This window comes from Paenibacillus sp. WG02 (assembly GCF_055396115.1).
The window spans coordinates 5499540-5515972 of the sequence record NZ_AP036016.1; the positions used below are offsets into that span (position 1 = coordinate 5499540).

At 45.0% G+C, this 16433-nt stretch carries 11 protein-coding genes; all 11 read right to left on the reverse strand.

Annotated features, from left to right (window positions below):
• Positions 1–3 precede the first annotated feature (3 nt).
• Positions 4–2355: a carbohydrate binding domain-containing protein gene (locus ACBP55_RS25155; protein WP_464645623.1), complete on the reverse strand. Its 2352-nt coding sequence runs from the start codon at positions 2353–2355 to the stop codon at positions 4–6.
• A 202-nt stretch (positions 2356–2557) separates the two neighbouring features.
• Positions 2558–3556 (reverse strand): Gfo/Idh/MocA family protein, encoded by a 999-nt coding sequence (locus tag ACBP55_RS25160; protein WP_464645624.1) that lies wholly within the window; start codon positions 3554–3556, stop codon positions 2558–2560.
• A gap of 23 nt (positions 3557–3579) precedes the next feature.
• Positions 3580–4491 carry a Gfo/Idh/MocA family protein gene (locus ACBP55_RS25165; RefSeq protein WP_464645625.1) on the reverse strand — a complete coding sequence of 304 codons (912 nt, stop codon included), beginning with the start codon at positions 4489–4491 and terminating at the stop codon, positions 3580–3582.
• 22 nt (positions 4492–4513) lie between these two features.
• Positions 4514–5584, reverse strand: a complete 1071-nt coding sequence (locus ACBP55_RS25170) for a dihydrodipicolinate synthase family protein (RefSeq protein ID WP_464645626.1) — start codon at positions 5582–5584, stop codon at positions 4514–4516.
• A gap of 2 nt (positions 5585–5586) precedes the next feature.
• Positions 5587–6603: an NAD-dependent epimerase/dehydratase family protein gene (locus ACBP55_RS25175; RefSeq protein WP_464645627.1), complete on the reverse strand. Its 1017-nt coding sequence runs from the start codon at positions 6601–6603 to the stop codon at positions 5587–5589.
• Positions 6604–6726: 123 nt separating this feature from the next.
• Positions 6727–7020: a hypothetical protein gene (locus ACBP55_RS25180; protein WP_464645628.1), complete on the reverse strand. Its 294-nt coding sequence runs from the start codon at positions 7018–7020 to the stop codon at positions 6727–6729.
• Entirely contained in the window at positions 6992–8032 is a 1041-nt protein-coding gene (locus ACBP55_RS25185) for a GTP cyclohydrolase IIa (RefSeq protein ID WP_464645629.1), read from the reverse strand. Before ACBP55_RS25185 ends, ACBP55_RS25180 begins: the two co-directional genes overlap by 29 nt.
• Before the next feature lie 743 nt (positions 8033–8775).
• Positions 8776–9099 carry a discoidin domain-containing protein gene (locus tag ACBP55_RS25190; protein WP_464645630.1) on the reverse strand — a complete coding sequence of 108 codons (324 nt, stop codon included), beginning with the start codon at positions 9097–9099 and terminating at the stop codon, positions 8776–8778.
• Between the two features lie 111 nt (positions 9100–9210).
• A complete protein-coding gene (locus tag ACBP55_RS25195) occupies positions 9211–9627 on the reverse strand; it encodes a hypothetical protein (RefSeq protein ID WP_464653406.1) in 417 nt (138 codons plus the stop codon).
• A complete protein-coding gene (locus tag ACBP55_RS25200) occupies positions 9590–11632 on the reverse strand; it encodes a glycoside hydrolase family 2 protein (protein WP_464645631.1) in 2043 nt (680 codons plus the stop codon). The genes ACBP55_RS25195 and ACBP55_RS25200 overlap by 38 nt, the downstream gene beginning before the upstream one ends.
• 321 nt (positions 11633–11953) lie before the next feature.
• The gene (locus ACBP55_RS25205; RefSeq protein WP_464645632.1) at positions 11954–16342 is read right to left on the reverse strand and encodes an Ig-like domain-containing protein; all 4389 of its coding nucleotides are present in this window, start codon (positions 16340–16342) and stop codon (positions 11954–11956) included.
• Between the last annotated feature and the right edge of the window lie 91 nt (positions 16343–16433).

Here is a 16433-nt window from a genome sequence, read left to right on the forward strand (position 1 = left end):
TCCTCAATATTCCGACGAATGTTTGCTCCGGAATTTTTCGTATTTACCAATCGAAATTGCGTCGACTTCGCACTCAGAAATTGAATGGTTTCCAGGGTCATCGAGTGCCGGGAATAAAGCATCGTAGGCACTAATAAACGACTTCACTAATTCGGTTTCCCAAATGCCGCCTAATACTTTTCCATTGCCAACAGATTTGCCCGAAGAATTTAGAAAAACCGTTCTATCAAACTTGCTTATGTCCATTTCCGGATAAACATCGGCCACTCGATCTAGTAAAATAGAACCAGCACTGCCATACTTGATGTCCCCCGTATATAAATAAGCATCGCGGAATGCATTCAGCGAACGCTGAATCAGAGAATCTCCTCCGTACCATGACCAATGAACATAGTAAGCGATGAATGTATACCGTTTTCCTTGCTCATCTACCCAGCCAAAACCATCGTCGACTCCCCAGGTGGGTCCCTTTTCAGGATATAACGTGTTCACAAGCAGACTTCGGTCCGCGAGTGCAGGCTGGAATATGCCATGCTCATCCAAACCACTGCGGTAATAGGCTCCAAAGTCGTTCGTCGGAAACTTGTACCCGCTTGAGGGGTCCACAATTTTCCATGGATCGTTCAATGGATCGATGCGATAAGGATAATTCCCGTATTTATCGATCTCCTTGCCGGTTATCGGACTTCCTAACGACTGATTAACCGCATAACTGCGAGGAAGCATTTGACCGGGAACCGCGTTCCACAAAAAGTCCAATCCTTTTGCCAGATATTTATCCGCGTTTGTAACCGCCGCATCCTTCAAATTCTTTGCCCATTGCAGCTGCTGTATATTTTGCCGGGCGGCAGCGACCTTCTCCTGGCTGTACAGTGTTGTCCTCGTTTTGCTATTCATCAATTCACCCGACCTAATGAATGTCGCGTTATCGAAATATACAGTTCCTCCAGCTGACGGTGAGGTGCCTAATCGAAGACTAATATAAGCGGTCTGCTCTGGAAAAATGCTCTTAAGCGTAATGGGCTTCCAAGTGTTGCTGGACGTACCCGTCTGGGACACTGATGAAAGGAGGACTTTGTCCGCATCCCATAATTCGACCTTCAACTCAGCTGTCCCTGTACTCATGAAAGCAAACACATTTGCCGTATATTCAACGCGGGGTGAAACGGGAATGAGATGACTGCGCAGTCCTGCCGACTGGTCTGCCGCATTTGTTACTTTGATGCTGCGGACTCCTTCATAGGCCAACTCGCCAGAAACCTCCGCACCCCCATCAACTCCCCGCCAATGACTTGGCTTGCCATTATCCAACAACTCGAATCTGCCGTTATTCAAATAGGGACTTGGGTCTGGCGGGGCTTCACCGAATTTGGCATCGTCAAAATAAGTCGTACCGATGTTAGTGGCCCCCAGATACAATCTTATCGTGGCGCAAGCTGCTCCAACAGGCGCAGCACCGACTGCGCGAATCGGCTTCCATTCATTCTGGGAAGTGCTACCCGCAATCACGTTCGTTAAATTTGTGTTATTGGCATCCCAAAACTCCAGAAAAATAGTAGAGGCGCCGGATTCGTCATAGGCAAATACTTCCGCTTCATATTTCACTCCTACTGAAACTGGCATTTTCTGACTTCGGACTCCGATGCCAGCGGTTGCGCTCGTATCCACCATTTTTATGCTGCGATCTCCCGAACGCTTCCGTTCCAGGGAGGATGTAATATTACCGCCGAAGATAGAATCCCAATACCGAGGCATTCCATCAATCGTACTCTCCATTCCACCGTTTCTGAGTGGCGTGTTCGGTTCCTTCACCAACTCTTGGAAATCTGCATCGTCAAAATAAGAGGTTCCGATGTTCCCTAGCCCTGAATAGACTCTTAGGCTTGCGTAAACAGCTCCTGTCGGCGCAGTTTGACTGATTCCGAGCTGCTTCCACTGATTTAAAGTATTATTAGTGGCAGTTGGGAAAAGGATGAGCGTGTTACTCGCATCCCAGAACTCCAAATAAAGGGACGAACTGCCCTGTGCATTGTAAGAATACACGGAAGCCTCATAATCCTTGCCAGACGTAACCGCGATCTTCTGACTACGCAGACCAACGGATGCCGTACTGCTATTATCCGTTAACTGCACGCTGTAAACTGCGCTGTGTACTGTGTACGTTGAAGATGTCACCGTCCCGCTCATAACGGACCAGTTAACAGGCTTTCCAGCGGATACCTGCTCGAATCCACTGTTAAGAAGAAACGGCGGCGGGTCCGCTTTTGCTTTTCCGGGAAATCCCGTAAATACCGAAAGCACCATTACAACAGACAGGAAAACAGATAAGAATTGCGAACTTCTAAATCGACTCATGAATAACCTTCCTTTCCTGGCAAATTAGTGTACCACCCTTAAATAAAGCGCTTACAAATTGCATTCTCATAGATTATAAGTCTAAGGAGAACACGAAGATATGCATTCAATTCAACAATGTGTGCATAAATTCTAGAAAGCAAAAGGGGTTATTTCTCAGGTCTGAGAAGACCTTGAAAACAACCCCTTTTTTTCATGCTCACTATCCAATTTTACGATCAACGAACTGTTCCAAACCTGTTTCCGCAGAACGGTATACAGCCTCCAGTGCAGCTATAACGCCTCGCGCATACACTGGAGAGCAGCTTGTTTCCGAATGGTCTCGTATGGCCATGAGCAAGTCGAAATACTGCAATTCGAATGGAGAAACGGTGTTTAACTTCTCCAGTTTTTCATACTCACCGCCCCGACTCATCCATAAGCTATCACCAGTAACAAGTTTCAGCATACCACCCGTAAAAATAATCTCCGTTTCATTGCGTGCTGCCCCTAAGTAACCCGATTGAACAATCGTCGCAGGAATGCCTGATGTAAGTTCCAGATAAATCATGCCGCTGCCTTCTACATTGCCCCGGCTTCCATGATAACTCACAGATGATTTTAATTTACGGACTGTACAATCTGTGAGCCATTGAATTTTATCGATTGAATGCGTACCCAAATTAGCCAGAATGCCACCGCCTGATTTCTCTTTTTCGAGAAACCACTGCGGACGAGAGTCTTGGAAGTAGTTCGTATGTCTGACATCATGAATCATGACGAGCTTTCCTAATTCTTCACTTTGGATGATCCTTTTGGCCTGTATATTCTCAGCAATATAGTGCTGAGTATGTCCTACCAAGATGCGAATATCCGCTTTTCGTCCAGCCTCAATAATCTCATCACATTCCGATACGGACAAAGCCATCGGTTTCTCCAGCATCAAATGACATCCATGTTCCGCTGCGAACACGGCTGTCTCTTTATGCAAATAATGAGGCAATGCAATGACCACGACATCCGGTCTTTCCTGTTTGATCATCTCACGGTAATCGATATAGGCCTTTATTTCATAGAGCTGGGCGATTTCATTCGCTTTATCGAGATTGATATCTACAACCGCGCAAGCTGCAAAGCCTGACGTTGCTCGGATAGCATCAAAATGTTCTTTGGCAATAATACCCGCACCAAGCACCGCTACCCTTAATTCTGCGTTTTGCATGGCCGTTTCATCCTTTCCCGATTCTACAAATATACCTCTAAACCGGATTCACGACTTTCGTTAGCCGCCTCCAAGAATCGCATAATCTGCAGCGTCTCTTCCATATCGATATCAGGTGTTCCTGTTGCAAACATGCTCATTATTTTCTCCATTAAGCTGGCATAATACGGTTTCGGATGTTGATATACATCGATAAATTGCGTTTTGGTTTCCCTATGCAGCAGTGCGCCAAATTCGGAATTGCCTTGGCGATTACCGCGAATCGTACCGATGATACCATTTTCCCAGACGCCGGTAATGAGATCATGCTCCTCATTGGTAACGGCCGAAACCTTCACGCAACCTTTACCCAGCGTTTTAAAAAGCATCTCCGCCGTATGCACGCCATACCAGTATAACCCCGGCTGTGTAGGTTGCAAAGCTAGCGGACCATAACAGTCCATGCCGATAATGCTGCCGCTTTCAGAGGTAAGAAGCGCCTCCGTTAATGCTTCGGCATAACGAAGCGAAGAACAGCTCATCATCGGTATACGATGCAGCTGCGCTAGTTCCGCGATTGCCTTCGCATCGGAAGAAGAAAGAGCCATTGGCTTATCGATGAAGATCGGTTTGCGATAAGCCGCAATGCAGCGAAACTGCTCGAGATGAACCCGAGCATCGACCGACACCATCAGAATGGCATCGCAAGCATCAGCCACTTCCTCCGGCGACTCAACGATTTTCACACCATATTTGTCGCGAACTTGCTCCGTAAACCCTTCAACTCGTGAATAACTCATCTCAAAGTCGTCTGAACCACCTGGAAAAGCAACCGTTACTTCCCCGCCTGGCACATAATAAGCATGATTCTTATCGTTTAGCAATTGCGTAAATGTGGGAGCATGCGATGAATCGAGTCCTATCATCCCAATTCGAATCGGTTTATCAGACATCATCTGTATAACCTCCATTCGACATTCAATCTGCTAACCATTCGGATAAGTGCTTCTTAACAAATTCATCGTCGTTCAAATTCGGATAATCCCGATAGACACGATCAATTTCCTCCATTTGTCCGTTAGACAGCTCTTCTTCGGGGTTCAGACACCAACGTCCTTCCAGAAGACCTTGTCTCCTAAGCACCTCATGAATCCCGGCTATACAGCCTGCAAACCCATTTGCTGTATCAAAAAATGCCGCATTCGAATCCGTAACTTCAATATTGCGAGTCAACCAGTGGGAACTTAGACTTTCATCGTTTCGTACAAGTTTGATGGCATCCAAGAGTTCAACAGCCTTTTGCGTCCAAACAGACCAATGACCCAACAAGCCGCCTACTATTTTTTTCTCAACCTTGTTTCCGTTAACGACAAAATGGTAAGTGGTCAACAGATCATTCACAATATTATCGTCATTGCCTGTATACAAAGCAATTTCATCTCTCCGTTCGGAATTACATACGGCACGCACGACATCGATCGTTTGATAACGATTAAACGGTGCCATTTTGATACCAGCCACGCCAGAAATGTTCGTAAACTCTTTCCAGAAATCATAACTCAATACTCTTCCACCAACAGAAGGCTGCAGATAAAAGCCGAATACCGGAATGATCTCCGCGATTGTGGCAATTCGCTTCAATAAGTCCTTCTCCGTCCAACTCTGGAGTCCTCCCATGCTGACTAAACCGAGGTCATATCCGAGGCCCGCCGCTGTTTCCGCTTCGTAAACGGCTTGCTCGGTTGGGCCGCATATGCCGGCTACTTGAAGGAATGGCCTGTTTAACTTGGCATTCTTCACTTCTTCGGATGCTAATCTCAGCACCTTTTCGAAAAGATTATGCTCCTTGTCCCTGATCTCAAACTGTGTCGTATGCACAGCAACTGCGATGCCGCCCGTGCCTGAAGCCATATAATAACGTGTCAAGGCTCTTTGCCTGCGTTCATCCAGCTCTCTTGCAGCGTTCAAAGCAAGCGGATGCGCGGGAATGACCACTCCCTCATGCAGGGCTTTGTTTTTTTCCGCACTAAGTGGTATAAATCTGCTCATCTTTAATATTTCCCCTCCCTCTCTTGGAAATGGGTTGGTTTATTCCACGTATGACCATCAGCCAAACACCACTCAGCGGTCCATTCAATCATTTGCTGCATGGAAACATGAGGATAGCCGAACAGCTGATGAGCTTTCGCCGAGTTGCTCAATAAAGCCGTTGGTGATTCTTCGCCTACAAAGATAGGTTCCACACCAAATCTTTGGCCAAACATCGTTGCCGCCCAACGCATCGATAAAGTTTCAGGACCGGATACATTTAAGAATGTAGGCGGGGAACTGGCAATATTCAAGGAACGAATAGCCATTTCATTCGCATCCCCCTGCCAAATACAGTTCACATTTCCCATGGTGATGTTAATAGGCTTTCCTGCTTTAACCGATTTCGCTATTTCCAAAAGCACGCCATAGCGCAAATCCACCGCATAATTAAGTCTGAAAATGGTCAATGGTGTCTCATACTTACGAGAGAAATGCTCAAAAATCCGCTCGCGCCCTAAACAAGATTGGCCATATTCTCCGATCGGACCAGTCGCCGTATCTTCTGTAGCTCCTCCATGAGCAACCGGTGTGAATGGGTACACATTCCCTGTAGAAAAAGCGACAATACGAGAGTCTTTATATTTTTCCGCAACACGTCCAGGGAGGTAAGCATTCATTGCCCATGTAAAATGTTCATTCCCCATCGTGCCAAATTTATTTCCCGCCATATAAATCACATTCTTCACATCAGGCAGCTGCTGAAGCTGTTGATCGTTCAATAAATCAACGGAGATCGTTTCAACACCGTCTGCTTCCAGCTCTTGTTTTAATCCTTCGGAAGAGAACCGCGAAGCGCCAATCACTTTTTTATTTACACCGGCTTCTTTGATAGCGTTCATAGCTAACCTAGCCAAACTAGGTCCCATCTTACCGCCAATACCAAGTAACAGAATGTCCCCATCGAGTGCAGCAATATCATTGATTAAAGCGGACGAAGGCTGAGCTAGCTTTGTTTCTAATTCTTGGATTGTTTTCATGTCGTTCTCCTCTCGATTTTCAAGTCTACATCCCTATTCTAATGAGCCGACACATTAAAAGACAAGTCTTTAAAATGTCTATATATAAACAGAGGGAAAGGATGAAATCCCTTCTATCTTACCTTAGCTCTTCATGCTTTCATCCAGGAACGCAAACTCGAAAATTTGCCGTGGACGGCCTTTCGGCATTTTCTCCATACCGCTTGTCCGGACCAAACCTGTATCCGACCATTCGAGCAGTAATCGATGGGTACTTCTAACCGTTATATTGAGCAGCAAAGCTAATTCTTGAACGTTATACTCCTTCTTGCCGGTACGGGCATAGGTGACAAGTAACCTACTTAAGTAGGGAGAGGTCATATTGGCGTTCTCTGCTTTTTTGATAAAGTCAGGATTCACCAATTCCAAATCTTTCACCTGGGCATCCACCATCTCCAAAGGTCCGAGTATGCCTCTGTCCTCTCGAACAATAAAGCATGAGTTGCCGCTGGGCTTCCTTTGATTTCCGCAGGGCCGATCTCGCATTCGAACCCGCTTCATTGGCCGTTCTGCCGAATCCAACACCGATACTTAACGTTAACTGATAGGATCTATAGATTTCAGATGCCAGAGGAACTCTTTTGTATCCAGCCGTTTCTTGTTCAAATATCCCCCTAGTTGTAAAAAATAAATATTCATCTCCTCCCAGGTGAGTAAGATGACCTCGTAAAGAATCCACATAATCCAGCAAAATTCGGTGAATATTGAGCTTCAGCTTCTGGATTTCATGCTCCGAGTTATGGCGATCGACGATTTTGCCAAAACCATCCACATTAATCAGACCGACTACGATTTGGGATTCTTTACTCTTCCTCGCGTCGGTCGATAGCAGCGCTCTCTCCAGAGCAACAACGATGTCCTGCGTGGTTGGGACCATCCATTCATTCGGGATACCTAAATCATTTAATTCTGCTGAAATTGAATGGATGCCAGTGAGAACTCCCGAGATCAGACCCTTGTTAAAACAATCTTTATGGAATTCCAACAGTTGTTCCCTTGTGGGATTGCTTACCTCATCATAGCAAATGATTTTCAAATCTTGTTCATCGATTTCTTCCAAAAATCGTTTTACCATGATCGGAGTTACCGTATCTACACTTATTGCATGTCCAACGTTCAACATACCATTTACCTTTGCAAGCTTTTTTTGGATGTTGTAAAAAGCCTTATATAATCCGGTTTCGTTATATCGCACGTAATGAACAGGTACGACCGATTTCACTTTCTCCAGAACTTTTCGGTAAGGGACAGGACCGCATAACAACAAAACTTCTACTTCATTCTTTATCTCATCTGATAAATTTGGAGTTTCCAATTCATTCTTTGAATATCTGACAACGGGTTCAAACGTGGGGAAATTCTTGATGACTTTGACGATCCTAGACACCATATCCTTGGGTCCGACGATGCCAATCTTAACTCCAGCACTCGCACTGCTCTGACCTATTATTTTTCCTAAAGTATCAATGGGAAATCCCTCGCTTTATTTTCAATTGTTCCAACATAGTTTGAAGGAGACTGTCGATTCCTACATTACGCCCTCTAACCACGGGGAGGCATGACTCCAAAATTAGATTCTAGAGTCTTTCTGCAGCTTTGTGAGGGCAGATTGGGCTATAGTGATGCCAATGTTGTATTTACTACAACAATTCAGACGCCAAAAGGCTATTTTCCAACTTGAAGTTGCATTTCGTACAACATTGCCCATTTGCTGAGAAATCGCCTTTATTGGGCTCAATTGTTGTACATAATGCAACAATGAAGGGTGAGAGGCGGGATTTAGGCCGCAATTGTTGTACTTCTTACAACATCATTCGGCCGAGAATGTAGATTCATTCATCCGGCAACCTTAAGTGTACATTGATATCGAGGATTCCGATTTAAGACACTTCCATGTTGAAAAAGCTTGGATGAACGATCGACCGTCTCTGAAGTCCAACACGTTTAACCCAAAACAACCCTGCGCGAAAGCTCTGTGCGCAAGGCCGAAGGATGATCTGGATCGGATTGCCTAGGCATGAGCGGATCCACATTACAGTAATTTTTCAGAATACTGCGCAAACTCAACTTAAATATAACGCAGATAGGCCTCTGCCTTCAAGCCAGGAAACTTTGCCTTTTGAGTTAGGCAGATTACATCTCTTTCCCGAAAACTTTCACTACATAAAAGCTGGGTAGCCCTTTGGATACATCGGTCACAACTATGCGTACATACCTGATTCCTGTATCATGAAATTCATCCATGCCCATTTCTTGTCCCGTTTGTCTTTGAGAAGCCACTGCTTTCCAATGGATATCATCAGATGAAACTTCAACTTGATATTCATACTCCGTATTATCACTTTCCCAATAGATCTTACAGCCATCCAACTCGTAGACCCCTTCAAGATCTACCTTCCACCACTGCGGCAGTTCATTATTCCCAGCACTCCAACGCTCGCTCCACCGATCAGCCATGATATTGCTTGTTGCTTGACTAGCGCTGCATCCAGGAAGCTCAGATCTGGCTTTCGCCGGTTTATTGATCGCAACATCCGTCCAGTGTTCCCAATATCTAGATGATGGAGGCTAAAAGAAAGCAATCTGATCTACCTCATATTCCGGTTTTCGATCGGGTGGCACTTGTGATTTTCCTGGTACAAATGCATCAGTGACGGGCTTCGAAATGATTTCTACGGTCGCCGGTTTCAATCCATCTGAATCCGCAAGCAGTGTGATTAGGCCAGGTTCCTTCGTCGCACGAATGAGAACCCCGATGGCTCCCGCTTCTGCTTCTACGGGGTTAGCCCCCACTCTGCTATCTCTATCACCTACAATTTCTGCCGGCCCAGTCAGCTGGAATGTTATCTGATTGTAGGCATCCGGAACAACGGTTCCATTGGCATCTCTAATATAGACATGGACCATCATTAAATCAGATCCATCCGCTATAAGATCAACTCCGCAATCATCTACAGATAATGTTAAATGATCCGGAGTGCCCAGGGGTCATGACTGTGTGCGTTGCTACGATAACATCGTCAACAATAGCTTCAGCCATTAATTCTCCCGGCTCCCATTCAACCCCTTCAAATAGGAAAGGTGCATGCGGCATATTTCCATAGCTTGCGTCTGGTTTCTTAACACCAAGAAGCTTTCCGTTCAGATAGAGCCTGATTCGTTCACAGTTGCAATAAATCGTAATATCCCTAGTTGAAGCCGATGTCCAATCATTAGCAATGAATACCATTGGTGTTGTACGAATACCCGATATTTGTAAATCAGGTTCACTTTGGCTTTGAAATAAATAATAGCTATATTTGGGTAAACGATATAAATCCAGTGCGCCACAGGCAGCTATATTATCGTAGTACCCTCTATTCGTATCTATACCGGTCCACAGCGCTCCGCCGCTAAGTCCTTTTGTAGCTAGGATATTATTTAAAATGTCGGTGCGCTCTTTCGAAGACTGCAGCATGCCAGACTCTCCGCCTGGATAGAAATCTCTTGTCCCTCTGGAACATCTGAGATGCGTATGCCTTGGACCCGCCTGCTCCAGATAATGGTCCCCCCACTCCCTGATGAAAGATCCTTGATTTTCACGAAGCGCTGCTCCATAAACGACATCATAATCGATGGCAGCAATTCTATAATTGTCACAGGCTGCAAAGCATTGATCACCTGGATATTCGGCATGTGTGACCTCTAGGGCCATACGTGTATATTGTTCACTATAATCAGTTTCATTCAAGATAGGCTCCCACAATACGACACTGGGGCGATTCCTATGATAACGAATCATCTCGCGAATATCTTGATAGGATCTTTCTTTAAACGTATCGTTATCCCTGAACCACTGCCATCCAGGTGTCGGCACAATGCACATTAGGCCTAATTCATCACAGGCGTCCATGAAAGCAGCAGATTGCGGATAGTGTCCGGTACGTATGATCGTAAATCCGCCTTCTCTAAGCTTGATCGCATCTCTTCTATGCAAGGAATCAGATAGGGCATCTCCCACATAGACATATTCCTGATGTCGGTTGGCGCCAATTAATTTCATTAATGTCCCATTGATATGATAGCCTTCACCATCAAATCGGATGTGCCGAATCCCTATTTTTGATTCATAGGCATCTACGACGACATCGCTATCATATACAACTGTGTATACCGTATATAAATAGGGATGATCCGGGTGCCAAAGCTTGGGTTCTGATACCCTAACATGCTGAGTAAACGTATGATCCTTCATTGAATCTATCTTGTGTAAATCAGATAATACCTTACTAACAACTTCCTTATTGTCATTTACAATATAATGGGTCACTGAACAAGACTTAGGGATATCATATTCGTTACTAATATGCGTTTGTATATTTACTTGAACTTCAAGCGAACTTACATCCGAATAAGTGATGAATAGGCCGCCACCAGCTTGTTGATTCGCGTAAATCGCATCTGTTATATGCAATTTATCCGTCGTATGCAGCCATACATTCCGGTATAATCCTCCATAGTAGCAAAAATCCAATTCTCCCTGAGGTTTACCTGGCGGAACATCCGGCATATCGGAGTTGTCTAGCTTCACCACAATCACATGATCCGTTTCTCCATCAGCCGTAACATGATCCGAAATATCTAAAGTAAAAGGCAGGTAACCGCCGTAATGTGTTGAAAGGTGTTTCCCGTTAATCCATACATCTGCCGTATGCTTCGCACCTTCGAATTCTACAAATATTTTTTGGTCCTTGAAGGCTTTATCCACATAAAAATGTCTCCGGTACCAGGCGATACCTAGATAGTTCAAGCCTCCACTACAGTGGGCAGGTTCTACCCTCACTGTGTGAGGCAGGTGAACAATCTCCCAAGCGGAGTCATCAAAATCAGCCGCTTCTGAACCTTGTGTATCCCCCCGAAAAAAACGCCAATCCTGATTAAAACTTAATTTATTGCGATGAACATCTTTTTCAAGCAAATGAAAGATTTCCAATTCATCTACTGTATTCATGGTATACTCCTCTCAACTTACATGTCTATTCGTTAATTTTAAAGAGTAGTCACATTAAAGACAAGTCTTTAAAAAGTCCTTATATGAGTTGGAAATACATACGAATCCATGAAGAAAAAGTCCCGCTTGAATATCTATTGTTGTCTTGTTTTCTAGTCATCATTAAAGAACTCATTTCTATAAAATAATGAGATCCCCCAACAAGCTGCGGGGGATCTCATTACTCGAAATTGGCATCCTCTGATTATTCAGCAAAACACTAAATCGTTTCTGACGCTAAGTGGTTTTTCTCATCTCAAGCCTGAAACATGTCTTCCTCTTTTAATTTTTCAATACCGTAACAGGCTTCAAAGCTCCCCATTTCCCTCTTGAATCTTTAGCATGCACGTAGACTGTATGGTAACCATTGGACCATCCTGAAATGTTGATTTGTGCCGTTACCTGCTCCATTTTCGCACTAAAAGCTCCGTCATAAGATATCATCGGTGTTCCGGTTCCCTCAAAACCGATCGTATCTACAAAATATTCCCCTGCTGCAATATTGCCCCAGCCTGTTTCCGTTTCATCGGCAATGACTCTTAGCGTGACGGTTGTGCTTCCCTGAGTTGGGCTAGGATTAGCTGCAGCATTCTGGATCCGTGGTCCCTGAGCGGCTGATTTGATGATGGTTTCCGTATAAAAAGGCCCCCAATTCCCCGCAGCATCCTTACCGTGAATATAGAAAGTATGTTTGCTGTTCTCTGCCCAAGCGGCTGATGACACAGAAGCAATCACAGATTCACTCATTGCATCAAAGCTCCCATCTATAGCTCCCATTGCCGTTCCCGTCCCATTCGCTCCCGTTGCATCTATAAAATATTCAGCCGCGATGACTTGTGATCCCCCATGGTTGTCTACCCCATCATCCACATTAGCCGTTAGCAAGAAAGAAGATAATCCATCGGTAATGCCATGAGGATTCGTTCCAGCTACTACTGTTACAGGCCCTTGCGTATCACCCGTAGAGCTTTTGGTTACATTTACTTTGATAGACTGGGTTGGCCCCCAGTTTCCTGCGCTGTTTTTCGCCCGTACATAAACAATTGGCGTCGTTTCTTCCTGCCAGCGGGTTTCTGCGGACACACGAATTTGGTCTATATAAATTTTTTGCGGAGCACCGGATACAGGAAGTGCGCTGTCATCCACATCAAATTCGATCGCTTTCACCTTGCTGTAATCAAAAACGCCGTTCCCCCCAGAAATGGAATCGTAGTTTTCTCTAAAGTTCCATCTTATGTTTTTCCAGATATCCGCCGGAAAGCTGTTCGAGCCATAATACGTTGGAAGTGAGGCTTGCACGATCGTGCCGTCGCTGTCGATCAGCTTCACCTGCAGCTGGGTAAGGATCGCCGTCACATCCTTTAACCAAAACGACAACGTATCCAGATTGCTTAAATTCTGTATGCTCGCACCGTAATCCTTGATAGCCGTCAAAATATTAGATGCCCCATTGTTATTATTACTGACATCCAAACGTAGGAGTTCCGCTTCTATATTGCGCGTAGCCGTCCCGCTCCAATCGGAAATGTCTTTCATATCATCAATCAAAATGGGTTCGGTTGCCGCGAGCGCCGGGATGGCAATTGTTGCCGCCGCACCCTCACTTAACGTATTAAATGCACCGTCCGAGGCTGTCATCGCAGCACCTTGACCAGGCTTCTGCACGGTATCCACATAATACTGTACTTCGGATATCGCTTGAGCGCTATCTGTTGCTGTTGACGTTAACACTAGTGAGGTTGCCCCATTCGTTGGATTGGAGGATAACGCTGCATTAGAAATAACAGGTCCACCCGCAGCTACCAGTGAAATAAAGGAGCTCGTATCGTAGCTGGAATAATTCGTTCCATCATAGGATCTTGCCCGTACCATATACTTTTTCGCCAAATCCAACCCGCTTGTATTCCAGGCAACGGTATATGGACTTATCGTGCTAGTGCCAATCGTCGTCCAGCTATCGTTTGTTCCATCGTTATATTCATAGGCAACAGAAGCAATCGATGCTCCGCTTGGAGCAGCCTTCGCACTTAGCGAAACACTGCCTTTCTCGATAACCTCAAAGTTTCGTGGATACGTTAATTCCACATATGGCTTCCCTTCGGTTGCTCTGACTTGTTTGGACATGTCAGCCACTGCCGCCCATCTCCGGTCGTTCATCGGATTGCCATCATCGTCTACAAAATTCCATTTATTAAAATCATCAGATCCATCATAAATATAAAAGGCTATTCCGTTTACTCCGCCTTCAAAGTTCGTCCACAAAGAATCCTTAAAGTCAGCCATCGCATCAAGATTGAGTGGCGCCAAACCTACATGCTGATAGTTCCTGTCACTCATCACCGTCAATAGATTGCTCGGAGACCAGGAATTCGTGTTGATCACATTGGTTTTACCCATGCGCTGCGCCGTTTCCTTCAAGCGATCCGTCCACTGGAATCCGCCATAGTTGCCCAGCGTTGACCAGTCCATAAACCAGGGCAGGTCTTCGCCGGTATCGTACCATAGATAATTGATATGGTGGGTACTGGTAAGCCTATTCACGCCAACAAGAGCGTCGTTGGCCCGAGTCTTCATAGCTAAATAGGTGTAATCAGCCGCTGCAGCGCTTTGCAAGCTATTTGGCCAGTAAACCTCCAGCTCATTGGCATTTAAATAACTTAACGTATTGTTATTGGGATCATACAGGTTCGTTTGCGCAGAATCGCTAGCAGCCATTGCATCTAAGCCCGGATGAGCCAATGAGTTATTACTGGCTACCGGAAAGCTCGAACGTACGATCTTGAGGCCAAGCTTTCGCGCTAATCCGGCATTTTTGGTGCTTATGTCGTTTCGTTGCCCGGTATGTGTGACCAATGAATCCACACCGTGCTTCACCATATCCTGAAATGCTTTCTCTGGTTGCACATTGCTAGCCTGATACATCCCGATTTGAAAACGATCGGCAGCGTAATCATACGCTGTCGGGGCCAGCATCGGAACATCCTCCTTGCTTCGAATCCACTCTTTCGTAGTCATGGCCTCCAGTTTATCCATCGAATACGAGTTGCTTGTAATTCCTTTGACCATCGTATTGTCATTAACAAGTACTTGAAATTTAGTGATATTCGTGTAGTTCATTACAGCATCACCACCACTAATTTCATCTGTAACCGTTTTGAAAGGCCATTCGATATGCACCCATTTACCAGGCTCTAGCTGAGATCCCCAAAGAATGGACTCGATATTAATATAATTGTTAGTTCCATCTGCATCTGTGATAGAAAATAGCATTTTATCCGTATCTTTAGATACGAGAATCCAGAAGGATAACACATCATATGACGAGAGATTGACCGACAAACTTTTCACAGCAGAATAGATATTCGCCACTCCGTCATTATTATTTGGTACCGTGAAGACAACAGAAGCTCTCGAGGCATCTCGATAATTGCTTGCATTCAATGAGATATTAGAACCAGTTGTTGTCGTCCACCCCGTCGTGTTGTCCAAGGCATCCAACATCACCCGGTCATTATATTTGACTGCCTGTAAATCATCGATGTACATATCTGTATTCACTCCGACTGGCAGTTCAGAATCGCGTGTTACAAATACAATTTCTTTCAGTGCATCAAAATTCATGATGCCATTGCCGCCAACAATCGTTCCCGGATCCTCCCTGAACGGAATCCGCGCCTTATACCATCTGTTAGCCAGCAAAGTGCCTCCTTCAGCAGGAAACATCCGAGCAAGCGTAAATTCCTCCGACGTAGAATCGGTATCCGTTATCCGTACATTGAAAAAAGTCAGATTTTGTGTAGGTTTAATCCAATAAGTGAGCTCATAGGAGTCCGATAAATCATAATTGACATTAGGCCTATATAACGAAGGGTACTCCGCAGCCCCATTGTTGTTGTTCGCTGCCGTAAACTTCATACTGGATGAACCTTGCTTCACCTCTGTAGATGAGGCCGCCAGAGTTGCTGGGGACGTTGTCAACCATGCTGTCGTAGTATCCATCGCATCGATTTGCCTACTACTGTACAGGTCGCTGTCCGAATAGAAATTCAAATCATCGAAGTAGAAATTAGTAACCGCTGTTTTCATATAATTCGGGCGACCATCCGTTGAGGCAAACGTTACCTTCTGAATGGCCGCATAGTTCATGACCCCGTCTCCGCCACTAACCACTCCGATGTTTTCTTTGAAGTGCCAGAATACTTGATGCCATTTATCCGGTTTAATATCAGAAGGAATGTTGGGTCCTCGGACTGCGTTGGTAAGCACAATTTTACTCATTGTTCCGTCTGAATCGGTCAGTTGGAGCTCCAAATAGGGACTGAGCGTATCCGTCTGAATCCATAAGGACATCACATCCTGACTGCTGAGATTCAAATTCGGAGAAAATGCTTTATAGACGTAGGTAGCGTCATTCACCCCATTGTTGTTATCTGTCACTCTGAAATTCATACTGTAGGAGCCTTGAAACACCTGCGATGCTCCTGCATAACGCGTCATCATTCCATTAGAAGGATTCACCAGCGTCCAATCGCTGATATCCTCCATATCGTCTCCCAGTAGTGATGCTGCGTCTGCTTGTTGATAAGAGTAATTAGGCAAAATTACAATAACCAATGATAGGAATAGAGCTAGAAGAACCATTCGTCCATGTTTATTGCGATTCATCATCATTTTCAACCGCCTCACTTTGTTTCCAATTTGTGTTTCAGATTGAAATTACGCGAACACCACCTGTTTGACTGTTTATTTGCACCGACACGAT

Bases quoted from the DNA above. Each gene is read 5' to 3' on its own strand.
- ACBP55_RS25175 (WP_464645627.1), bottom strand. From the start codon at position 6,603: ATGAAAACAATCCAAGAATTAGAAACAAAGCTAGCTCAGCCTTCGTCC.
- ACBP55_RS25160 (WP_464645624.1), bottom strand. From the start codon at position 3,556: ATGCAAAACGCAGAATTAAGGGTAGCGGTGCTTGGTGCGGGTATTATT.
- ACBP55_RS25185 (WP_464645629.1), bottom strand. From the start codon at position 8,032: ATGGTGTCTAGGATCGTCAAAGTCATCAAGAATTTCCCCACGTTTGAA.
- ACBP55_RS25205 (WP_464645632.1), bottom strand. From the start codon at position 16,342: ATGATGATGAATCGCAATAAACATGGACGAATGGTTCTTCTAGCTCTA.
- ACBP55_RS25170 (WP_464645626.1), bottom strand. From the start codon at position 5,584: ATGAGCAGATTTATACCACTTAGTGCGGAAAAAAACAAAGCCCTGCAT.
- ACBP55_RS25165 (WP_464645625.1), bottom strand. From the start codon at position 4,491: ATGATGTCTGATAAACCGATTCGAATTGGGATGATAGGACTCGATTCA.
- ACBP55_RS25155 (WP_464645623.1), bottom strand. From the start codon at position 2,355: ATGAGTCGATTTAGAAGTTCGCAATTCTTATCTGTTTTCCTGTCTGTT.
- ACBP55_RS25190 (WP_464645630.1), bottom strand. From the start codon at position 9,099: ATGGCTGATCGGTGGAGCGAGCGTTGGAGTGCTGGGAATAATGAACTG.
- ACBP55_RS25200 (WP_464645631.1), bottom strand. From the start codon at position 11,632: ATGAATACAGTAGATGAATTGGAAATCTTTCATTTGCTTGAAAAAGAT.